The organism is Bradyrhizobium sp. A11, from assembly GCF_042077125.1.
Lineage (GTDB): Bacteria > Pseudomonadota > Alphaproteobacteria > Rhizobiales > Xanthobacteraceae > Bradyrhizobium > Bradyrhizobium japonicum_B.
Genome location: NZ_CP149509.1, coordinates 1262110 through 1284965, shown reverse-complemented (window position 1 = coordinate 1284965; position 22856 = coordinate 1262110). Strand labels below are relative to the sequence as shown.

General features: G+C 65.5%; 13 protein-coding genes. 11 read left to right on the top strand and 2 right to left on the bottom strand.

All coding sequences use genetic code 11. The features are described 5' to 3' along the window. The first annotated feature begins 5 nt into the window (after positions 1-5). The 5 genes from gnd to WI560_RS05915 are packed head-to-tail and all read left to right on the top strand — an operon-like array spanning position 6 to position 4648. Positions 6-1004 carry a phosphogluconate dehydrogenase (NAD(+)-dependent, decarboxylating) gene (gene gnd, locus WI560_RS05935; protein ID WP_375307251.1) on the top strand — a complete coding sequence of 333 codons (999 nt, stop codon included), beginning with the start codon at positions 6-8 and terminating at the stop codon, positions 1002-1004. A 28-nt stretch (positions 1005-1032) separates the two neighbouring features. Continuing rightward, positions 1033-2544 (top strand): glucose-6-phosphate dehydrogenase, encoded by a 1512-nt coding sequence (gene zwf / locus WI560_RS05930; RefSeq protein WP_375307250.1) that lies wholly within the window; start codon positions 1033-1035, stop codon positions 2542-2544. Beyond that, positions 2544-3293: a 6-phosphogluconolactonase gene (gene pgl, locus WI560_RS05925; protein ID WP_375307249.1), complete on the top strand. Its 750-nt coding sequence runs from the start codon at positions 2544-2546 to the stop codon at positions 3291-3293. The genes zwf and pgl overlap by 1 nt, the downstream gene beginning before the upstream one ends. Next, positions 3280-3810, top strand: a complete 531-nt coding sequence (locus WI560_RS05920; RefSeq protein ID WP_375307248.1) for a gluconokinase — start codon at positions 3280-3282, stop codon at positions 3808-3810. The genes pgl and WI560_RS05920 overlap by 14 nt, the downstream gene beginning before the upstream one ends. A 25-nt stretch (positions 3811-3835) precedes the next feature. Further along, complete coding sequence (locus WI560_RS05915; protein WP_375307247.1) at positions 3836-4648, top strand: HAD family hydrolase; 813 nt, start codon at positions 3836-3838, stop codon at positions 4646-4648. A gap of 189 nt (positions 4649-4837) precedes the next feature. On the opposite strand, the gene WI560_RS05910 is transcribed toward WI560_RS05915, so the two are convergent. Next, positions 4838-6640, bottom strand: coding sequence for a glycoside hydrolase family 15 protein (locus WI560_RS05910; protein ID WP_375307246.1), 1803 nt, complete (start codon positions 6638-6640; stop codon positions 4838-4840). Positions 6641-6670: 30 nt separating this feature from the next. Then, the gene (malQ, locus tag WI560_RS05905) at positions 6671-8632 is read right to left on the bottom strand and encodes a 4-alpha-glucanotransferase (RefSeq protein ID WP_375307245.1); all 1962 of its coding nucleotides are present in this window, start codon (positions 8630-8632) and stop codon (positions 6671-6673) included. A 221-nt stretch (positions 8633-8853) separates the two neighbouring features. Between malQ and WI560_RS05900 the strand changes: the two genes are divergently transcribed. Genes WI560_RS05900 through treY form a run of 6 tightly spaced genes read left to right on the top strand, consistent with a single transcriptional unit; the run spans position 8854 to position 22856 of the window. Continuing rightward, positions 8854-10800, top strand: coding sequence for a maltotransferase domain-containing protein (locus WI560_RS05900; RefSeq protein ID WP_375307244.1), 1947 nt, complete (start codon positions 8854-8856; stop codon positions 10798-10800). A 10-nt stretch (positions 10801-10810) separates the two neighbouring features. Further along, positions 10811-14104, top strand: a complete 3294-nt coding sequence (treS, locus tag WI560_RS05895) for a maltose alpha-D-glucosyltransferase (RefSeq protein WP_375307243.1) — start codon at positions 10811-10813, stop codon at positions 14102-14104. Continuing rightward, complete coding sequence (gene glgB, locus WI560_RS05890; protein ID WP_375307242.1) at positions 14097-16235, top strand: 1,4-alpha-glucan branching protein GlgB; 2139 nt, start codon at positions 14097-14099, stop codon at positions 16233-16235. Before treS ends, glgB begins: the two co-directional genes overlap by 8 nt. Positions 16236-16238: 3 nt before the next feature. After that, on the top strand, positions 16239-18317 hold the full coding sequence (gene glgX, locus WI560_RS05885; RefSeq protein WP_375307241.1) for a glycogen debranching protein GlgX: 2079 nt from the start codon (positions 16239-16241) through the stop codon (positions 18315-18317). Next, positions 18314-20068, top strand: coding sequence for a malto-oligosyltrehalose trehalohydrolase (gene treZ / locus WI560_RS05880; protein ID WP_375307240.1), 1755 nt, complete (start codon positions 18314-18316; stop codon positions 20066-20068). The genes glgX and treZ overlap by 4 nt, the downstream gene beginning before the upstream one ends. A 1-nt stretch (position 20069) precedes the next feature. Continuing rightward, a complete protein-coding gene (treY, locus tag WI560_RS05875; RefSeq protein WP_375307239.1) occupies positions 20070-22856 on the top strand; it encodes a malto-oligosyltrehalose synthase in 2787 nt (928 codons plus the stop codon).

The following is a 22856-nucleotide window of genomic DNA, read 5'->3' as shown; positions in this document are numbered from 1 at the left end:
TGCCAATGCAACTCGGCATGATCGGCCTCGGCCGGATGGGCGGCAACATCGTTCGCCGCCTGATGCGCCAGGGACATTCGACCGTGGTCTACGACAAGGACGCCAAGGCGGTCGCGGGCCTGGCCGCCGACGGCGCAGTCGGCTCCGCATCGCTCGAGGACTTCATCTCGAAGCTGGAGCGGCCGCGCACGGCCTGGGTGATGCTGCCAGCCGGCCACATCACGGAGACGACGATCGAGGCGATCGCCGGCGTGATGCAGGAAGGCGACGTCATCATCGACGGCGGCAACACCTTCTGGCAGGACGACGTCCGCCGCGGCAAGGCGCTGAAGGCCCGCGGCATCCACTATGTCGACGTCGGCACCTCGGGCGGCGTCTGGGGCCTCGACCGCGGCTATTGCATGATGATCGGCGGCGAGAAGACCGTGGTCGACCGGCTCGACCCGATCTTCGCTGCGCTCGCTCCCGGCGCCGGCGACATTCCGCGCACGGAGGGGCGCGAGGGCCGCGATCCCCGCATCGAGCAGGGCTATATCCACGCCGGCCCCGTCGGCGCCGGCCACTTCGTCAAGATGATCCACAACGGCATCGAATACGGCCTGATGCAGGCCTATGCCGAAGGCTTCGACATCCTCAAGAACGCCAACATCGAGGCCCTGCCGGCGGATCACCGCTACGATTTCGATCTGGCCGACATCGCGGAAGTGTGGCGGCGCGGCAGCGTGATCCCGTCATGGCTGCTCGATCTCACCGCCACGGCACTCGCCGACAGCCCGCAGCTCTCGGAATATTCCGGCTACGTCGAGGATTCCGGCGAAGGACGCTGGACCGTGAATGCCGCGATCGACGAGGCGGTGCCGGCCGAAGTCCTGACCGCGGCGCTCTACACACGTTTCCGTTCCCGCCGGGAACACACCTTCGCGGAAAAAATTCTCTCCGCGATGCGTGCGGGCTTCGGCGGCCACAAGGAGCCGAAGCAACCGGGCGCGGCAAAGCCTAAGTAAGCGTTAAACAAGCGAAGGCCGACAATTCGTGACAAAAGACCCGCAGCCCAAGCGCAAGCCGGAAAATTGCGCCTTCGTCATCTTTGGCGTGACCGGCGACCTCACCCATCGGCTGGTGATGCCGTCGCTCTACAATCTCGCCGCCGAGAACCTGTTGCCGGAAAAGTTCTGCGTCGTCGGCGTCGGCCGCAAGAATCAGTCGGATGACGAGCTGCGCCACAGCCTGATGAAGGGCTTGCGTGAGTTCGCGACGCGGCCGGTCGACGACGACGTCGCAACACAGCTGCTGCAATGCGTCACCTTCGTCGAGGCCGATCCGAAGGACCCGCCGTCGTTCGACCGCCTGCGCGAGCATCTGGACTCGCTGGAGTGCTCGCAGGGCACTGGCGGCAACCGCCTGTTCTACCTTGCCACGCCGCCGGCCGCGTTCGCGCCGACCGCGCGCGAGCTCGGCCGCACCGGTTTGACGAAGGAGAACGGCGCCTGGCGGCGGCTGGTGATCGAGAAGCCGTTCGGCACCGACCTCGCTTCGGCGCGCGCGCTCAACGCCGAGCTCCTGAAGATCATGGACGAGCACCAGATCTACCGGATCGATCATTATCTCGGCAAGGAGACGGTGCAGAACATCCTGGTGCTGCGCTTTGCCAACGGCATGTTCGAGCCGATCTGGAATCGCAACCACATCGACCACATCCAGATCACGGTGGAGGAGAAGCTCGGCGTCGGCCATCGCGGCGGCTTCTACGATTCGACCGGCGCGCTCCGCGACATGGTGCCGAACCATCTTTTCCAACTGATGTCGCTGGTCGCGATGGAGCCGCCGGCGCGTTTCGATGCGCATTCCGTGCGCTCCGAGAAGGCCGAGGTGCTCACCTCGATTCAGCAGCCGAGCATGGAAGAAGCCTTGAGGAATTCGGTGCGTGCGCAATACCTCGCAGGGCGGATCGGCGACGAGGAGATCCCGGACTATCGCAAGACCGAGGAGGTCAAGCCCGGCAGCACCACCGAGACCTATGTCGCGCTGAAGCTGATGATCGACAATTGGCGCTGGGCCGGCGTGCCGTTCTATCTGCGCACCGGCAAGGCGCTGGCGCACAAGCGCACGGAAGTGGCGATCAAGTTCAAGCAGGCGCCGCTGTCGATGTTCTCGGGGACGGCGATCGATCGCCTGTCGCAAAACTTCCTCACCATCGGCATCGCACCGACCGAGACCATCGAGCTGCAGTTCAACGCCAAGATCCCGGGGCCGAGCGTCACCATCGACGGTGTCGAGATGAAGTTTCGCTATGGCGACTATTTCCGGGCCGATCCCTCGACCGGCTATGAGACGCTGATCTACGACTGCATGATCGGCGACAACATCCTGTTCCAGCGCGCCGATGGCATCGAGGCCGGATGGCAGGCGGTGCAGCCGTTCCTTGACGCCTGGAAAAGCGCGGGCACCAACGGCATCGAGACCTATGAAGCCGGCAGCGACGGGCCGAAATGCGCCGACGAGCTGCTGCGGCGCGACGGACGAAGCTGGCGGAAGTTTTCGTGATGGCGGCGGCGGCCCTGCCGAAGCTGATCGTGGAGGCCGACGCCGAGGCCCTCGCCCGCGCCGCGGCCGAGCAGGTGATGGCGCGGATCGCGGCCAATCCCGGCCGCATCGCGATCTGCCTGACCGGCGGCTCCAGCCCGAAGAAGCTCTATCAATTGCTCGGCAGCGAGGCCTGGCGCGGCAGGATCCCGTGGCAGCGTGTGCACTGGTTCATCGGTGACGAGCGCTTCGTTCCCGCGAGCGATCCTCTCAACAACATGGCGGTCGCGCGCGCGACGTTCCTCGACCGCAACGCAGCCTCGAGCCACATTCACCCGATTCCGACCGCGACCGAGACTCCCGAGCAGAGCGCCGAGGCCTATGCGCGCGAGCTGCAAGCCTTCTACGGCTCCGACCGCCTCGATCCCTCGCGCCCGCTGTTCGATTTGGTCCTGATGGGCGCGGGACCGGACGGCCACACCGCTTCGCTGTTTCCTGGCTTCCCCGAAATCGAGGAGACCGAGCGCTGGGTCGTTGGGGTGCCCAGGGCCAATGTCGCGCCTTTCGTGCCGCGGGTCTCGCTCACCCTGCCCGCTTTGGCGTCCTGCCGCGAAATGCTGTTCGAGATTGCCGGGCACGACAAGCAACCGATCTTGACGCGCCTCCTCAATGGCGAGACCTTGCCGGCCTTGCGCGCGCGCTCGGCTGGCGAGACCGTCTGGCTGGTCGACAGGGCCGCGCTTCCGGAGGGCATTCGTGGGCCGCGTTGAAGCACCTTGTGCGTTGATCGTGATGGGCGTGTCGGGGGCGGGCAAGAGCACGATCGCCGAAGCGCTCGGCCAGCGGCTCGGCTGGCGCTTCGAGGACGGCGACAGCTTCCATCCCGCCAGCAATGTCGAGAAGATGCGGGCCGGCCACCCGCTCACCGACGAGGACCGCTGGCCCTGGCTCAATGCCATCGCCGACGAGATCGGGCGGGTCTGCGGACGCGGCGAGCACATCATCATCGCTTGCTCGGCGCTGAAGCACGCCTACCGTGACGTGCTGCTGCGCGGGCGCGACGATGTCCGCTTCGTCTTCCTGAAAGGCACCAGGGAGCTGATCGCCGAACGGCTCGCGCACCGCAAAGGCCACTTCATGCCACCCGGGCTGCTGACGAGCCAATTCGAGACGCTGGAGCCGCCGGAGGCGAGCGAGCACGTCATCACCGTTTCGATCGACGAAACCGTCGAGGCGATCGTGGACGGCATCGTCCGGCAACTGACACTGGGCGGCACGAACCGCTGAGGCGCGAGCAACGTTAGGTCCTGTCATGACGCAAATCTCACTCGTGGTGTCCGACGTCGACGGCACGCTGCTGACCAAGGACAAGACGCTGACGGACCGCGCGAGGAGCGCGGTGCAGCGGTTGCACAGAGCCGGCATCGGCTTCACCATCACCTCCAGCCGTCCCGCGATCGGCATGCGCTTCCTGATCGAGCCGCTGGCGCTCTGGCTTCCGGTCGGCCCATTCAACGGCTCCTCGATCGTCGATCCCGAGATGCGGCCGGTCGAGCAGCATCTGATCCCGGCCGGCGCCGCCGAGCGCGCCTTGCAGATCCTTCGCGAGTTCGGCGCCGACATCTGGCTGTTCACCACCGACGAATGGCTGATCGACAATCCGAGCGGACAATACGTTGCGCACGAGCGGCACACGATCCGCTCCGACCCGACCAGCGTGACGGATTTTTCGCCCTACCTCGCAAGCGCCTGCAAGATCGTCGGCGCCAGCGCCGACGCTGCCCGCCTCGAAGCTTGCGAGAAGGCGATGCAGCAGGCGCTCGGCAGCGAGGCCAACGCCGTAAGGTCGCAGACCTATTATCTCGACGTCACCCCGCCCGGCTTCGACAAGGGCACGTTCGTCGCGGCGATGGCCAAGCGCCTCGGCATCGCGACCGCTGCCGTCGCCACCATCGGCGACATGCAGAACGACCTCGCGATGTTCGCCGTCAGCGGCACCTCGATCGCGATGGGCAACGCCGCTGACAACGTCAAGGACCAGGCCACGCACGTCACCGCGACCAACGAGCAGGACGGTTTTGCCGAGGCCATGGAGATGATCCTGAAGCGGAACGGGATGGGCTGAGGCTTGTCGCCAGTTCGAGCAGAGCGCTCGCGGTTCACCTCTCCCCAGCGGGGAGAGGTCGGATTGCGCAGCAATCCGGGTGAGGGGCCGCAGCGGTCGGCGAGACTGTAACTCCTCACCCGGACCGCATCTTCGATGCGATCCGACCTCTCCCTAGGGGAGAGGTGAAGAAACCTCTGCCGCGCCGATTCACTTCGACCGCTGCATCGCCGGCTTCTCGCTCTTCTGCCTTGCCGCCGACAGATTATGTGCAGTGTTGACCAGCGCGATGTGGGTCAGCGCCTGCGGGAAATTTCCGGTCTGGCGCCGGGCGACTGAATCGTATTCCTCGGCGAGCAGACCGACGTCGTTGGCGATGCCCGCCACGCGGTCGAGGAGGGCTTGCGCCTTGTCGAGATCGCCCGCCAGCACATGGGCATCAGCCAGCCACAATGTGCAGGCCAGGAACGCGCCTTCGAGCGGCGGCTGCCCTGCGGGCAGTTCGCGCGGATCGTGCCGCAGCACGAAGCCATCACGCATCAGGCATTTCTCGACCGCCGCGACGGTGCCGCGAATACGCGGATCATCCGCCGGCAGAAAACCGACCGCCGGCAGCAGCAGCACGCTGGCATCGAGCAGCTTCGAGCCATAGGATTCGACGAAGGCGTTTTCCTCCGCGTCAAATCCCCTGCTGCAGACGTCGCGATGGATCGCCTCGCGCAAGGTGCGCCAGTGCAGCAGCGGCGCCTTGAAACCGAAGGTCTCGGCGCTCTTGATGCCGCGATCGAAGGCGACCCAGGTCATCACCTTGGAGAAGACATAATGCTTGGGCTCGCCGCGACGCTCCCAGATGCCGTGATCCGGCCGGTCCCAGACCTTGGCGAGATGGTTGAGCACGGCGCATTCCAGCGCCCATGTCGCTTCATCGTCGAGCTTGAGCTTGGCCATGCGGGACTGGTGGAAGGCGTCGATCAACTCGCCGTAGACGTCGAGCTGGAGCTGCGCATGCGCGGCGTTGCCGACGCGCACCGGCTTTGCGCCCTCGTAGCCGTCGAGCCAGCCGGCCTCCCATTCCAGGAGCCGACGCTGGCCCCAGATGCCGTACATGATCTGCATGTTCGCCGGCGAGCCGGCGGCGGCGCGCAGCAGCCAGTTATGCCAGGCCAGGGCTTCCTCGGTGTAGCCCGAGTTCATCAGCGCCAGCAGGGTGAAGGTGGCATCGCGCAGCCAGCAGAAGCGGTAATCCCAGTTCCTGGTGCCGCCGAGCTTCTCCGGCAACGACGTGGTCGGCGCCGCGACGATGCCGCCGGTCGGGGCGAAGGTCAGCGCCTTCAGCGTGATCAGCGAGCGCATGATGAGATCGCGATACTCGCCGTCGCGGGTGCAATGGCTGCACCAATCCCGCCAGAACGTCTCGGTCTCCTGGAGCGCAATTTCCGGATCGATCGGCGCGGGCGGCGGCAGATGCGAGGGGCCATAGGTCAGCACGAAGGGTACGGTCTCGCCCGCGCTCACCTCGAAGTCGGAGACCGTGGTCAGATCCTCGCCGCGGGTCTCGACCGGCGTGCGCAGCACCGTCATGTCCTGGCCGGCGATGGCCATCAGGGAATGGTCGATCCGCCGCACCCAGGGAATATCGACACCGAAGCCGAAACGGATGACGAGCTCCATCCGCATCTTCACCGTCCCCTTGATGCCGCGCACCAGCCGCACGACGTCGGACGCCTTGCCGCGCGGCGGCATGAAGTCGATCAGCGCAACGGTGCCGCTCTTCGTCTCGAAGCGGGTTTCGAGGATGAGGGTGTCGCCGAGGTAACGTCGCGATATCCTGGTGACGTCGCCGCTCGGTGCGATCAGCCAGCGGCCGTTCTTGTGGGTGCCGAGGATGGCGGCGAAGCAGGCGTCGGAATCGAAGGCCGGCCAGCATAGCCAGTCGATCGAGCCGTTGCGCCCGACCAGCGCCGCGGTCTCGCAATCGCCGATCAGCGCGTAGTCCTCGATCCTCTGAGACAATGTCGTGCGAGCCTGAGACGCCCCGGCCGATCAACTCCCGCCGTTCAACGAACGTTCCCGCGTTGCAGCTCGCAAGGCCGTGAGGTCGACCTTCGCGGCGATCTTGTCGAGTGCGACGGGAAGGCGCTGGCGCCAGTTCGGGTGCTCATCGATCGTGCCGGGAATGTTGGGCTGGTCGATCACGCCGAGCAGATCCTCCATCGACACCGCGAGCAGCCGCGACGGCGTGCGCGACAGGAAGGCGAGCACCGAATAGAGGTCGTTGGCCTTGATGCCGTTCTGGCGCAGGATCTCGTCGAGCCTGCCGAGCGCATCCCAGCGCGCCTGGTCGTTCTCGCCGGGATCGAGCCCGAGAGAGCGCTTCATCTTGAGGTCGCCGAAGGAGCGCCAGCCGGCATAGGTCGACAGGTCATGCGTATTCAGCGTGACGAGCGCATTGGGCCGGTAATGCTCGACGTTGCGGAAGCGGCCGGTCTCGTCGCGCTCGAACATCATGACGAGGTAGGACCAGATGCCGAAATCCTGCATCATCTCGCGGAAACCTTCCGGCACGGTGCCGAGATCCTCGCCGATCACGATGCATTTGTGGGCCGCGCTCTCGCGCGCCACGACGCCGAGCAGCGCCTCAAACGGCATCTGCACATAGGCGCCGTTGTCCGGCTTGAAGCCGCGCGGCACGAGATAGAGGCGCTTCAGGCCGAGCACGTGATCGAGCCTGATCGCGCCGGCATGGCGCATCGAGGCCGCCAGCATGTCGGCGAACGGCACGAAGGATTGCGCCTCCAGGCCGCCGGCGTTGAAGCCCGCAAGGCCCCAGTCCTGACCGATGGTGTTGAGCACGTCGGGCGGGGCGCCGACGGCGAGATGGCGGGAGATCGCCATCTGCTCGTTCCAGGCATCGAAGCCGTTGGACTGCACGCCGACCGCGACGTCGAGATAGAGCCCGACGCGCATGCCGAGCTGGCTGGCGAGCTCCTTGGCGTCATGCAGCTGGCTGTCCGCGGTCCATTGCACGAATTCGACGAATTCGACCTCGCGCTTGTCGGGTCCATTGCGCAGTTCGGCGCACTTGGCCTCGTCCGGTTGCTGCCATTCCGCCGGCCATTCCCACCACGGCGCGGCGAAGCGATGGCGTAGTACCTCGAAGCAGGCGAACCGGGACAACAACGGCGCGCGGGCGGCGCGGAAGGCGTCGAACGCCTTGCGGCGCGCTTGGCTCGCGCTCGCCACGAAACTGTTGAACGCCGCGCGCAAGGCCAGCCATTTCAACGCCGCCATGTCGGCGTAAGGCACGCGATCGCCCTGGCGCAGGCGTGCAGCGGTCGCCGCCGCGTCGGGCACGAGGTCCGCCGAGAATTCGGGGATGGCCTCGACGTCGATATAGAGCGGATTGAGGAACAGCCGGCTGTTCGGCGAATACGGACTGCAGTCGGACGGGTGGTCGTCGAACAGAACGTGCAGCGGATTGAGCCCGACGCCGTCGGCCCCGAGCTGCTTGGCGAGCCGGACGAGATCGGCGAGGTCGGTGAAGTCGCCGATGCCCCAGTTGCGGTCCGAACGGACGCTGTAGAGCTGCACGGCGAGCAGCCAGCCGCGGTCGAAATCGCCGCCGAAGGCCCGCTCGGGCGCCACGATCATCGGCACCTCTTCGGTCACGCCTTCGGCATCGGTCAGCGTCAACCGGTGATAACCCAGCGGCAGGCCGGCGGGCCAGGCGATCACGGGCTCGCGTGTCTCGCCCTGGGCCGTCGATTTGCCGTTGGCGGTCAATTTCCATTGCAGCGGCGGCGCGCCGATGGCGGCCAATTCCGTGCGCGGATGTCCGAGCGCGCGGACCACGACCGGCCCGTTGACGAAGCGGTAAACCCGCTTTTCCGGCAGGGCGTCGAGGATGGACTTCAGGGCCACGGGGTCGGTGACCCGCAGCTTCCCAAGCGCATCAATAAATTCGGATTGAACGCCCTTGATCCGGGCTTGAGCTAAAAGATCCATACGGCACGCAGCTTGCAGGCCATTCTTCGGCCGGGGGCATCGATTTTAACGAGGCAGCGGAAGACGTTAGTCTGGGTCAACTCACAAACCATGCCTGCCGTTCCCAGGGGGAACTAATGACACACAAGCGGCTTTCTATATAGGGTATCAAGCGTAGGTTCCCGACAAGGGAAACGGGCCCCTGCTCTCTTGTCACCTGCTTTCTTGTCAATGGCATCACCGTGAACAAGACAATTCAAACTGTCGAAAGTGCCGCAGCCGGCAGCGCTTTCCTCATCGAAGACGTCTATCCCGCGATCGATGGCGGCCGCTTCGCCGTGAAGAGGATCGCGGGCGATCGCGTCGAGGTGTGGGCCGATGTCTACCGCGACGGCGACGCCGTGATCGGAGCCGCACTGCTCTGGCGCCCCGAGCAGGACCGGGATTGGCGGCGCGAGCCGATGATCCAGCACGGCAATGACCGCTGGTCCGGCGCTTTCACACCGGTGGAGCCCGGCCGATATTTCTATTTGATCGAGGCCTGGACCGACGAGTTCGCCACCTGGTCCCACGGGATCGCGCGCAAGCAGCGAACGGGCGCCGATGTCAACCTCGACGCGCTCGAGGGTGCCAGCCTGCTGACCAAGGCCCACGGCGCGCCGCAGGCCGCGGCGGCAATCATCGTCCGACAATGCGAGGATTATCTTCAGACCGGCGATGTCACCTCGCTGCTGGCGAGCGAGCTCGGCGATGCCATGGCCGAGAGCCAGTCCCGGCCCGACCTGACCCGCTCACAATCCTTCCCGCTTGTCGTCGACCGCGACAGAGCGCGGTTCGGCGCCTGGTATCAGATGATGCCGCGCAGCCAGAGCCGGATTCCCGGCCGGCACGGCACGCTCCGCGACTGCATCGCCCGCGTGCCCGATATCGCGGCGATGGGATTCGACGTGCTCTATTTCACGCCGATCCACCCGATCGGCCGCAGCCGCCGCAAAGGCCGCAACAATGCGCCGGTGGCGCGCGAAGGCGAACCCGGCTCGCCCTATGCGATCGGCGCCGCCGAGGGCGGCCACGACGCGCTGCATCCCGAGCTCGGCACCATCGAGGACTTCCGCGCGCTGGTCGCGACCTGTCTCGAATACGGCCTCGAGCTGGCGCTCGACTTCGCCGTGCAATGCTCGCCGGACCACCCCTGGCTGACGCAGCATCCGGAATGGTTCAAATGGCGGCCGGACCGCTCGGTGCGGACGGCGGAGGGCCCCTATTCGGACATCGTGATTCCCGATTTCGCCTCAGTCGACCGCGTCGGCCTGTGGAACGCCTTTCGCGACGCCATGCTGTTCTGGATCGACCATGGCGTCACCATCTTCGCCATCGACAATCACGACACCGCGCCGCTTGCGTTCTGGGACTGGCTGATCGGCGACATCCGCCGCCGGCATCCCGAGGTCATCCTGTTCTCCAAGACGTTTGCGCGGCCCAAGCTGATGAAGGGACTCGCCAAGCTCGGCTTTGCGCAATCCTTCACCTATTTCCCCTGGCGCACGTCGCGGTGGGAGCTGGAGCAATATCTCGGCGAGCTGACGCGCTATCCCACGCGCGACTTCTATCGTCCGAACCTGTTCGTCAACACGCCCGACCTGCTGCCCTATCATCTCCAGAGCGGAGAAGCCTGGGCGTTCAAGTCGCGCGTTGCGCTGGCGGCCACGTTGTCGGGCAGCTACGGCGTTTACAGCGGGTTCGAGCTGCTCGAGCACGAAGCGATTCCCGGCCGCGAGGAATATCTCGATTCCGAGAAGTACCAGATCAAGCAGCGCGACTGGGACCAGCCCGGCAACATCAAGTCCTACATTGCCGACCTCAACCGCGTCCGCAACGACAATGCCGCGCTCCAGCAAACGGCGAATCTGCGTTTTCTTGGCGTCGACGACGGCGAGACCATCGCCTTCGTCAAGGAGGCGGCCGAGCCCGCCAACACCGTCGTGATCGTGATCGCACTCTCCGGCCGATCGCGCGAATGCTGGCTGCCGCTCGGCGACGTCACGGTTGACGCCGGCGGGCAGCGTCACCATGTGACGACACTCGAAAACCTCCTCAGCGGCGAACAGTCCCGCATCGAATGGGGCGGGATCAGGTTGCGTATCGATCCTGACCGCGATCCGGCGCTCTTGTTCCGCTGCCTGGCGTAAGGGGCACGCCATGAATGTTCTGTCTTCCGTCGACACCAAGAAAGCCGAGGCTGCCGAGATCGTGGACGAGCTGTGGTACAAGGACGCCATCATCTATCAGCTGCACGTCAAGGCCTTCGCCGACAGCAACAATGACGGCATCGGCGACTTCGCCGGACTGACCGAGAAGTTGCCCTATCTGCAGGAACTCGGCGTCACCGCGCTGTGGCTGTTGCCGTTCTATCCCTCGCCCGGCCGCGACGACGGCTACGACATCGCCGATTACGGCTCGGTCAATCCCGATTTCGGGACCATGAAGGACTTCAAGCGCTTCATCCAGGAGGCGCAGAAGCGCGGCTTGCGCGTCATCACCGAGCTCGTCGTCAACCACACCTCGGACCAGCACAAATGGTTCAAGCGCGCGCGACGCAGCCATCCCGGCTCGAGCGCCCGCAACTGGTACGTCTGGAGCGATACCGACCAGAAGTACCAGGGCACGCGCATCATCTTCACCGACACCGAGAAGTCGAACTGGACCTGGGACCACGAGGCCGGCGCGTTCTACTGGCACCGCTTCTTCTCGCACCAGCCCGACCTCAATTTCGACAATCCGCGCGTGGTCAGCGCGCTCATCCAGGTGATGAAGCGCTGGCTGGACGCCGGCGTCGACGGCTTCCGGTTGGATGCCATTCCCTATCTGTGCGAGCGCGACGGCACCAACAACGAGAACCTTCCCGAGACGCATGCCATCATCAAGCGCCTGCGCCAGGAGCTCGATTCCTACTCCAAGGGCAAGCTGCTGCTCGCCGAGGCCAATCAATGGCCGGAGGACGTGCAGGAATATTTCGGCCGCGGCGACGAGTGCCACATGGCCTATCACTTCCCCTTGATGCCGCGCATCTACATGGCGATCGCGCAGGAGGACCGTTTCCCGATCACCGATATCCTGCGTCAGACGCCGGACATTCCGGCGAGCTGCCAATGGGCGCTGTTCCTGCGCAATCATGACGAGCTGACGCTGGAGATGGTCACCGACGTCGAGCGCGACTATCTCTGGACCACCTACGCCAACGATCCCCGCGCCCGCATCAATGTCGGCATCCGCCGGCGCCTCGCGCCGCTGATGGACAACGACCGCCGCAAGATCGAACTGATGAACTCGCTGCTGCTGTCCTTTCCCGGCACGCCGATCATCTATTACGGCGACGAGATCGGGATGGGCGACAACATCTATCTCGGCGACCGCAACGGCGTGCGCACGCCGATGCAGTGGAGCCCGGACCGCAACGGCGGCTTCTCGCGCTGCGACCCGGCGCGCCTCTACGCGCCGCTGATCATGGATCCCGTCTACGGCTACGAGTCCGTGAACGTGGAGGCGCAGTCGCGCAGCCTGTCGTCGCTGCTCAGCGCCACCAAGCGGCTGATCTCGGTCCGCAAGTCGACGCTCGCCTTCGGCCGCGGCACCATGACCTTCATCCGCCCGGCCAACCGCGCCGTGCTGGCCTATGTCCGGCAATATCGCGACGAGGTGATCCTCTGCGTCGCCAATTTGTCGCGCGCGGCGCAAGCCACCGAGCTCGACCTGTCGCCGTGGAAGGACCGCATCCCGCAGGAGATGCTCGGCCGCACCCGCTTCCCGGCGATCGGCGAGCTCCCCTACATGATCACGCTGGGACCCTACGGCTTCTACTGGTTCCAGCTTCAGGAGCGCGACAAGTCCGAGCCGGTGACGCCGCGCGCGGTGCCGGAATTCGAGACGCTGGTGGTGCCGGTGAATTCGAACTGGGTGTCGCTGGCCCGCGAGCGCGGGGTGTTCGAGCGCGACGTGCTGCCCGGATTCCTGTCGCGCACAAGGTGGTATCCCGAGCACAATCCCAAGAAGATCAAGACCACGCTGACCTCAGCCGTGCCGTTCTGCGATATCGGCGACAACAGGCCCTGGATCGCGTTCTTCGAGAGGACGGACCAGGACGCCGGCTCGCGCTACGTGCTGCCGATGCAGATCGAATGGGTGCGCTTCGACCGCGAGCGCTTCAACCCGAAGGCGCTGGCCGCCGTGCGCCAGGGCGCGCGCGAAGGCACGCTGCTGGACGTCGCGACCGACCAGATCTTCATCGGCCTGTTCCTGCGCAATCTGTCGCAGAATCTGGTCGTGGAGGAGAACAATCTGCGGCTCGAGTTCAAGGCGACCAGCCGGTTTGCCGATTACACCATCAAGGAGCCCGAGCGCATCCGCGCGATCGAGCAGTCGAACAGCACCGCTCTGGTCGACAACCAGTATGTCGCCAAGATCTACCGCCGGCTCGAGGGCGGCGTCAGCCCCGAGATCGAGATCGGCCATTATCTCACCGAGGTCGCGCGCTTCGCCAACACGCCGGCGCTGCTCGGCAGCGTCGAGCTGGTCGAGGGTGACCAGCGCAGCGCGCTCGGCGTGCTGCATGCCTATGTCGAGAACCAGGGCGACGGCTGGACCGTGACCACGGGCTATCTCGATCGCTATATCGACGACCAACGCGTCGTCCCGATAGGCGAGGCGCTGCGCGAGACCCAGGAGCAGGCGCTCTATCTGCACTTCGTCGCGCAGATCGGCCGGCGGCTCGGCGAACTGCATGTCGCTCTGGCCGCGGCAGAGCCGGTCGATCTCGCTCCGGAGCCGATCGACTCCGCTTACGTCAAGCGACTCGTATCCGACCTCAAGGCGCGCGCCGAGCGGGTTTTCGACAGGCTGGCCGAAAGCCGCGAGGGCCTCCGGGAGGCGGACCGGCCGCTGGTCGATCGGCTCACGGAGGCGCGTACGCTCCTTTCCAACCATCTGAGCGGGCTCTTGCCATCCGAGATCGGCGGGTTGAACATCCGTCATCATGGCGACTTCCGGCTCGGGCAAACTCTGATCGTGAAGGACGATATCTTCATCATCGACTTCGACGGCGATCCGCGCGTGCCCCTGGCTGCCAAGCGGCGCAAGGCGCCTGCTGCCCGCGATGTCGCTGGCCTGATCCATTCGATTCATGTTTCGGTCGATGCCGCCCTCAGTCACGCACCGACCGGCGCCTCCGAGGAGCACGACCGGCTCGCGGCCGCGCTCGACGAATGGCGCGGGCGTGCCACCGCAACCTTCCTGTCCGCCTACCGCGAAGCCATGACCGATCAGCGGCTGTGGCCGGCAGATGCGCAATCCAGCGAGGGACTGCTGCGGTTCTTCCTGCTTGATCAAGCCTTCAATGACGTAGAGTACGAGCTGTCCCACCGGCCTGAGGGGCTGCATGCGCCGCTGACCGGACTGCTTCGCATTCTGTCCAAGACCGAGAGCGAAGCCCATGCCTAAACTTCCTGCCGAGGCCTATGCGATCATCGAGGGCCGCCACTCCGACCCCTTCCACTATCTCGGGCTGCATCCCGAGGGCGGCAAAAGCGTGGTGCGCGCGTTTCTGCCCGAGGCCTCCAATGTCGAGGCGGTCGGCGACCATGGCGAGGTCGCGCCGCTCGACCGCGTGCACGATGCCGGTCTGTTCATCGGCGCCCTGCCCAACGGCTCGAAGCACTACCAGTTGCGCGCGAAATTCGGCAACAGCGTCGTCGAATTCGAGGATGCCTACCGCTTTCCGCCGATCCTGACCGATTTCGACCTCTATCTGCTCGGCGAGGGCACCCACCAGCGCCTCTATGACAAGCTCGGCGCCCATCCGATGCGGCTCGAGGGCATCGACGGCATCGGCTTCGTGGTGCTGGCGCCGAATGCACGACGCGTTTCCGTGGTCGGCGATTTCAATTTCTGGGACGGGCGGCGCCATCCGATGCGGGTGCGCGGCGCCGGCTATTGGGAATTGTTCATCCCGCACGCCAAGGCCGGCGATCACTACAAGTTCGAGATCATCGGGCCGCATGGCCACCTGCTGCCGCTGAAATCCGATCCGATGGCGTTTGCGAGCGAAGTCCGTCCGAAGACGGCCTCCATCGTGTTCGACGAAGCCCATCTGCCGCGGCCGCGTCCGGCGCCGGACGGCATCAACGCACTGTCGGCGCCGATGTCGATCTACGAGGTCCATCTCGGCTCGTGGCGGCGCAAGAACGGCGATGAATGGCTGACCTATCGCGAACTGGCCGAGCAGCTGCCGGCCTACGCCCGCGACATGGGCTTCACTCATCTCGAATTCCTGCCCGTGAGCGAGCATCCGTTCGACGGCTCGTGGGGTTATCAGCCGACCGGCCTCTATGCCCCGACCAGCCGCTTCGGGACGCCCGAGGATTTCGCCGCCCTGGTCGATGCCTGCCACCGCGAGGGCGTCGGCGTGCTGCTCGACTGGGTGCCGGGTCACTTCCCCGACGATCCGCACGGGCTCGGCAGTTTCGACGGCACCGCGCTGTACGAGCACGCCAACCCGCTCCAGGGCCGCCACCTCGACTGGGGCACGCTGATCTACAATTACGGACGCACCGAAGTGACCAACTTCCTGGTGTCGAACGCGCTGTTCTGGATGGAGCGCTATGCCATCGACGGGCTGCGTGTCGATGCCGTCGCGTCCATGCTCTATCTCGACTACAGTCGCCCGCCCGGCGCTTGGATCCCGAACCAGTATGGCGGCCGCGAGAACATCGAGGCGATCAACTTCCTGCGGCGCTTCAACACCGAGGTCTTCGCCCGCTTCCCGCAGGCGACCACGGCTGCGGAGGAATCTACCGCCTGGCCGCAGGTCTCGCGCCCGGTCGAATTCGGTGGGCTCGGCTTCGGCTACAAGTGGAACATGGGCTGGATGCACGACACGCTGAACTACATCAGCAAGGATCCGATCCACCGGAAATACCATCACGACGAGATCCTGTTCGGCCTGCACTACGCGTTCTCGGAGAACTTCATCCTGCCGCTCTCGCATGACGAGGTCGTGCACGGCAAGCGATCCATCCTCGGCCGCATGCCCGGCGACGAGTGGCAGCGCTTTGCAAATCTGCGCGCCTATTACAGCTTCATGTTCGGCCATCCCGGCAAGAAGCTGCTGTTCATGGGCGCGGAGATCGCGCAGAGCCGCGAATGGAATCACGATCAGTCGCTCGACTGGCACCTGCTCGAGTACAAGTACCATTCCGGCACCCAGGCGCTGATCCGCGACCTCAACCGTCTCTACCGTGCGGTGCCGGCGCTGCACCAGATGGACTGCGACCAGGCCGGCTTCGAATGGCTGATCACGGATGACGCCAACCGCAACGTGTTCGCCTGGCTGCGCAAGGGATTTGACGAGCACGCGCGCTGTCTCGTGATCGTCAACTTCTCGCCGAACGTCTATCAGAATTATCGCGTTCGCGTGCCCTTTGCCGGAAAGTGGAAGGAAGTGCTCAACTCGGATTCCGCCCATTATGGCGGCAGCAATGTCGGCAATATCGGTGAAGTCCATGCCGAGGGCGGCGAGCTCCGCCTCACCATTCCGCCGCTCGCCGCGATCTTCCTTGTTCCGGAAAGCTGACACATGCGCCTGACTGCCGGATCGCCCGCACGCCTCGGCGCAAGCTGGGACGGACGCGGCACCAATTTCGCGCTGTTCTCCGCCAACGCGCAGAAGGTCGAGCTCTGCCTGTTCGACACGCAAGGCCGCCGCGAGCTAGAGCGCATCGAGCTGCCCGAGAAGACCGAGGACGTCTGGCACGGCTATCTCAACGACGTCTCGCCCGGCCAGCTCTACGGCTATCGCGTGCACGGCCCCTACGAGCCCGAGCACGGCCATCGCTTCAATGCCAACAAGCTGCTGCTCGATCCCTATGCCAAGCGGCTCGCCGGACGCCTGGTCTGGAGCGATGCGCATTTTGCCTACCGCACCGGAAGCCCGCGCGAGGACCTCTCCTTCGATCGGCGCGACAACGCGCGCGGCATGCCCAAGGCCGTAGTGGTCGACGAGACCTTCAACTGGGGCCGCCGCGAGATCCGTCCCCACATCCCCTGGGAAGACACGATCATCTACGAGGCCCACGTCAAGGGGCTGACGCAGAAGCGCGACGACGTGCCGCCAAATTTGCGCGGCACCTATGGCGGCCTGTCCTCGCCGGCGATGATCGAGCATCTGAAGAAGCTCGGCGTCACCACGGTCGAGCTGCTGCCGGTGCACAGCTTCGTCGACGACCGCATCCTCGTGGAGAAGAAGCTCGCCAATTACTGGGGCTACAACACGCTGTCCTTCTTCGCGCCCGAGCCGCGCTACGCCCAGGACAATGCACTCGATTCCTTCCGCACCACCGTGGCGCGCCTGCACGATGCCGGCATCGAGGTGATGCTCGACGTGGTCTACAATCACACCGCCGAGGGCAATCACCTCGGCCCGACGCTGTGCTATCGCGGCATCGACAACGCCTCCTATTACTGGCTGAACCGCGAGAACCCGCGCTATTACGACGACTTCACCGGCTGCGGCTCGTCGGTGAACCTGACCCACCCGCGCGTGCTGCAGATGGTGATGGATTCACTTCGCTACTGGGTCGAGGTCTGCCATGTCGACGGCTTCCGCTTCGACCTCGCCACCACGCTGGCGCGCGGGCCCAACGGCTTCGATCGCGGCATTTCGTTTTTGACTGCAATTCGCCAGGATCCGGTGCTGGCGACCGTCAAGCTCGTCGCCGAGCCCTGGGACCTCGGCCTCGGCGGCTACCAGGTCGGCGCATTCCCCTCGCAATGGTCGGAATGGAATGATCGCTATCGCAGCGCCATGCGCCGCTACTGGAGCGGTGAAGGCAGCCTGATCGGCGACATCTCGAGCCGGATGACGGCATCGTCCGACCTGTTCAACCACGACGGACGGCGGCCGCGCGCCAGCATCAACCACATCACCGTGCACGACGGCTTCACCCTCGCCGACCTCTTCAGCTACAACGAGAAGCACAACGAGGCCAATGGCGAGGACAACCGCGACGGCTCCAACGACAACCACAGCAACAATTGCGGCGTCGAGGGGCCGACCGACGATCCTCAGATCCTCGGCCTGCGCCGCCAGCTTCGCAAGAACGTGCTGGCCTGCCTGATGCTGGCGCAGGGCGTTCCGCTGATCCTCGCCGGCGACGAGGTCGGCAACTCGCAATCGGGCAACAACAACGCCTATTGCCAGGACAACGAGATCGGCTGGGTCGGATGGGACAATCTCGGCAAGGAGGATGACGACATGGTCGATTTCGTCGCCCATCTCGCCGAGATCCGCCGCCGGTTCTCGCAGCTTCGCAGCCACCGCTGGCTCGACGGCCGCCCCGCGGACGGCGTATCCTACGGCGCGTTGTGGTTGACGCCTGCCGGCGACGAGATGACGGAGAGCGACTGGAAATTCCCGGAGGGAAGATTCCTTTCCTACGTCATGGGCCCGATGGAACCGGGCGGAGCCGCGATCTTTATCGTACTGAACGCTGCCCCCGAAGAGATCGCATTCAAATTGCCAAAAATGACCGAATACAAGAGCTGGCAGCAGATCCTGAACACGACCGATGCCAAGCTGAATACGATCGACTTCCCGCCCGGAAGCGACAGCAAGGCGCCGCCGCGCTCCGTGCTCGCCTTCGCGGGGGCGCTATGAGGCCATCCTTCGGGGCGAAGCCGACCAAGGACGGCGTGTCGTTCCGCCTCTGGGCGCCTGCCGCGCGACGCGTCGACCTCCTGCTCGATCGACGACACGCGATGCAGCGCCGCCAGGAGGGCTGGTACGTGGCCGACATTGCCGGCCTCACCGCCGGCGCCCCCTACAAGTTCAGGATCGACGACGCGATCGACGTGCCCGATCCTGCGTCGGCTTTCCAGCCCGAAGACGTGTTCGGCCCGAGCGAGGTGATCGACCACGACGCCTTTTCCTGGCGTGCGCGCGATTGGCGCGGCCGTCCCTGGGAAGAGACGGTGCTGATCGAAACCCATGTCGGCACCTTCACCTCCGAAGGCACCTACCGCGCCATGATCGACAAGCTCGACCATCTCGCCGCAACCGGCATCACCGCGCTGGAATTGATGCCGCTGGCGGATTTCGCCGGACGTCGCGGCTGGGGCTATGACGGCGTGCTGTGGTATGCGCCCGACAGCGCCTATGGTCGCCCCGAAGACCTGAAAACGCTGATCGACGAGGCGCATTTGCGCGGCCTGATGGTGTTCCTCGACGTCGTCTACAATCATTTCGGTCCCGAGGGGAATTACCTTGGCCGCTATGCGCCGGCCTTCTTCACCGATGCGCACACGCCGTGGGGCAGCGCGATCGATTATCGCGTGCCGCAGGTGCGCGCCTTCGCGGTCGAGAATGCGCTGTGCTGGCTCAGCGACTACCGTTTCGACGGGCTGAGGCTGGATGCCGCCAATCACATCATGGCGATGCCCGGCGAGCAGTCGATGCTGCAGGATCTCAGCGTCGCCGCCGGCGAGCTCGCCAAGGCGACGGGACGCCACATCCATCTGGTGCTGGAGAACGGCGATAATCGCGCCGGCCTGGTCGACGCCGCACAGGAGCCGCCGAACGGCAAATATCGCGCGCAGTGGAACGACGATTACCACCACGTCTGGCACGTGATGCTGACCGGCGAGCTCGCCGGCTATTACGCGGATTATCAAACGCCACGCCTCGATCTGGCGCGCGCGCTGGCGTCCGGCTTCGTCTACCAGGGCGAGGTCTCCGAGTTCTGGGGCAAGAAGCCGCGCGGCGAGCCGAGCGGTGAGCTGACGCCGGCGACGTTCGTCAACTTTCTGCAAAACCACGACCAGATCGGCAACCGCCCGCTCGGCGACCGGCTCGAAAGCCTGGCATCGCCGCAGCAGATCGAAGCCGCGCTCGCGGTGACCCTGCTGGCGCCGATGGTGCCGATGCTGTTTCAGGGCGAGGAATGGGGCTCGACGGTGCCCTTCCCGTTCTTCTGCGATTTCCAGGGCGGGCTTGCCGACGCCGTCCGCCAGGGGCGCAAACGGGAATATGCGTGGGCCTACGAAACGTTCGGCGACGAAGTGCCCGACCCGCTCGATCCGGCGACGCTGCAATCGGCTGTGCTCGACTGGAGCGGCCGCACGCCGCAGCAAGACGCGCGGCTGGCGCTGGTCCGCGAGCTGCTCGCCCTGCGCCGCAAGCAGATCATGCCGCGGCTGAAGGGGGCCAGCTTCGGGAATGCGGAGGCGGCCGACAACGGCCTGCTCACCGCGCATTGGCGCATGGGCGACGGCACGACGTTGCGGCTCCTCGCCAATCTCTCGGACAAGGATATCGCGCGTCCCGAAGCTGCCACGGGCACGCCGATCTGGGGAGAGGCAAGTGGCGACCAGCTGCCGCCCTGGTCGGTGACCTGGCATCTCGGAGGTTAGCATGCCTCCTGCCATCCCCCTTGCGACCTACCGGCTCCAGCTCACCGCGGATTTCGGCTTCGACAAGGCCGCCGCCATCGTACCTTACCTCAAGGCACTGGGGATCACGCATCTCTACGCCTCGCCGGTGATGAAGGCGCGCAAGGGCTCGACCCACGGCTACGACACTGTCGATCACGGCCAGTTCAATCCGGAGCTCGGCGGTGAGGCCGGATTCGTGCGACTGAGCGAGGCACTCAGGGCGCACGACCTCGGACTCATCATCGACTTCGTGCCCAACCATGTCGGCGTGCATTTCGCCGATAATCCGTGGTGGCTCGACGTGCTGGAATGGGGCCAAGCCTCGCCCCACGCGGTGTCCTTCGACATCGACTGGGACCTGCTACCCTACCGCGCCCGCGGCGGCGTGCTGCTGCCGATCCTCGGCAAGTCCTACGGCGAAGCGCTGGAGAGCGGCGAGATCGAGCTGCGCTACGATCCGGATCAGGGCGGCTTCTCCGCCTGGTATTTCGAGCATCGCTTGCCGATCGCGCCCGAGCGCTATGGCGAGATGCTCCGCATGATCGTGAAGGACGCGGATGCCGCAGAGACGGAGGCCGGCAAGCGCCTGCTCTCGCTCGCGGCGCGCTACACCGGGCTGCGCCGCCCCAACCGCAAGGAAGCCCCCGCGTTCAAGGCCGAGCTCAAGGAGATTGTGGGCGCCGCCGAGATCATTGCGCGCGGTCTTGCCGCTTATCGTGCCGCCAAGGATCGTCCCGCGCAGACGCTGGCGTTGCATCACCTGCTCGAGCGCCAGCACTACAAGCTCGGGCACTGGCGGCTCGCCTCCAGCGACATCAATTATCGCCGCTTCTTCGACGTCAACGGGCTCGCCGGTCTGCGCGTCGAGGACGCGAGCACATTTGCCGCCACGCACCGGCTGGTGAAGCAGCTGATCGCCGAGGGCAAGCTGCAGGGCATCCGGCTCGACCACATCGACGGCCTGCGCGACCCCGCGCAATATTGCCAGCGGCTGCGCCGCCTGGTGCGCGACGCGCAGGGCAACACCAAGCCGTTCTACACGGTGATCGAAAAAATCCTGTGCGAGCACGAACGCCTGCCGCACTTCGCCGGCGTTCAGGGCACCACCGGCTATGAATGGATGAACGTAATTTCCCAGGTCCTGGTCGACACCAAGGGCATGGCGGCGCTTGATGAGACCTGGCGGCAGATCAGCAACCGTTCACCACGGCTTGCGCCATATGTGAAGGACGCCAAGCGGCGCGTGCTGGAGACGCTGCTCACCAGTGAATTCACCGTGCTGACGCGCCTGCTTGCACGTATCGCCAACGGGCATTACTCCACCCGCGATTTCTCCGCCGACAGCCTGCGGCAGGCGCTGGAGCTCTATGTGCTGCATTTCCCGGTGTACCGCACCTATCTGACCAACAGCGGCCCGACCGCGCCCGACCGCAAGCTGATCGACGACACCATCGCCCGCGCCCGCGCGGAATGGTTCGCCGCGGACGAAGGCATCTTCGATTTCCTGCGCGACGCCCTGACCATGGACCTGCTCAAGCCCGGGCGCCCTCCGCACAGTGCCCCGCGCGTGCGCCGCTTCGCGCTGAAGGTGCAGCAATTCACCGGGCCGATGATGGCGAAATCGCTGGAGGACACCGCGTTCTATCAATTCCACCGGCTGCTCGCGCTCAACGAGGTCGGTGGCGATCCCGCCAGCAACGGTCTTGCGATTTCCGCCTTCCACCAGACCATGCAGGCCCGCGCCAGGGAATGGCCGCTGGGAATGACGGCCACCGCCACGCACGACACCAAGCGGGGCGAGGATGCCCGCACGCGGATCGCGGCGCTCAGCGAAATTCCGGGCGACTGGACCGGCGCGGTTTCGCGCTGGAAGGTGTTGAACGCGCCGCACCTCACGCTCCAGGGCAACTTCCGCGCGCCTTCGGCGACATTCGAATACATGCTCTACCAGACACTGCTCGGTGCCTGTCCGCTCGAAGAGACGATAGACGCCGGCTTCGTCGAGCGCATCCAGGCCTACGCGCTGAAGGCCGCGCGCGAGGGCAAGGAAGAGACCAGCTGGCTCAACCCGCATGAAGCCTATGAGAGCGGCATCAAGAGCTTCATCGACAAGATCCTCGACCCCGCATTGTCAGGCGAATTCCTGGAGGCGCTGCAAGCGCTGGCCCGCCGCGTCGCACTGCTCGGCATGTTGAATTCGCTGAGCCAGCTCACCCTCAAGGCGACGCTGCCCGGCGTGCCCGACTTCTATCAAGGCACCGAGTTCTGGGACCTGTCACTGGTCGACCCCGACAACCGCCGCCCGGTCGACTTTGGCGCCCGGCACGCGGCGCTGAACGCGCTGGACGAGCCGGATTGGAACGCCCTCATGGCGCGCTGGCCGGACGGCCTGATCAAGCTGGCCTGGACACGGCGTCTTCTCAAGCTGCGCAATGCGCTCGCCGACGTCTTTGCTCAAGGCGATTACCAGCCGCTGGCGGTGCACGGCACGCATGCGAACCACGTCGTCGCCTTCGCCCGTCGTCACGGCCGCAGCGCGGCGATCGTCGTGGTCGGGCGTCACTTCGCGCCGCTCACGCAAGCGGGCCGGGAATGGCCTGCGCCGGAGAGCTTTGACGCCACCATCGACCTGACCGGCTACATCGCGCCCGGCCTCGCCGGTGGTGGATTGCCGCTGGCGCAGGCCTTCCGGGACTTCCCCGCGTTCGTCGTCGAAGCCCGCACGGCAAGCGCCGTCAGGCCGGCGCGACCGCGCGGACGCGCCTGA

Bases quoted from the DNA above. Each gene is read 5' to 3' on its own strand.
- gnd (WP_375307251.1), top strand. From the start codon at position 6: ATGCAACTCGGCATGATCGGCCTCGGCCGGATGGGCGGCAACATCGTT.
- glgX (WP_375307241.1), top strand. From the start codon at position 16,239: ATGCGCCTGACTGCCGGATCGCCCGCACGCCTCGGCGCAAGCTGGGAC.
- WI560_RS05915 (WP_375307247.1), top strand. From the start codon at position 3,836: ATGACGCAAATCTCACTCGTGGTGTCCGACGTCGACGGCACGCTGCTG.
- treS (WP_375307243.1), top strand. From the start codon at position 10,811: ATGAATGTTCTGTCTTCCGTCGACACCAAGAAAGCCGAGGCTGCCGAG.
- malQ (WP_375307245.1), bottom strand. From the start codon at position 8,632: ATGGATCTTTTAGCTCAAGCCCGGATCAAGGGCGTTCAATCCGAATTT.
- pgl (WP_375307249.1), top strand. From the start codon at position 2,544: ATGGCGGCGGCGGCCCTGCCGAAGCTGATCGTGGAGGCCGACGCCGAG.
- glgB (WP_375307242.1), top strand. From the start codon at position 14,097: ATGCCTAAACTTCCTGCCGAGGCCTATGCGATCATCGAGGGCCGCCAC.
- treY (WP_375307239.1), top strand. From the start codon at position 20,070: ATGCCTCCTGCCATCCCCCTTGCGACCTACCGGCTCCAGCTCACCGCG.
- treZ (WP_375307240.1), top strand. From the start codon at position 18,314: ATGAGGCCATCCTTCGGGGCGAAGCCGACCAAGGACGGCGTGTCGTTC.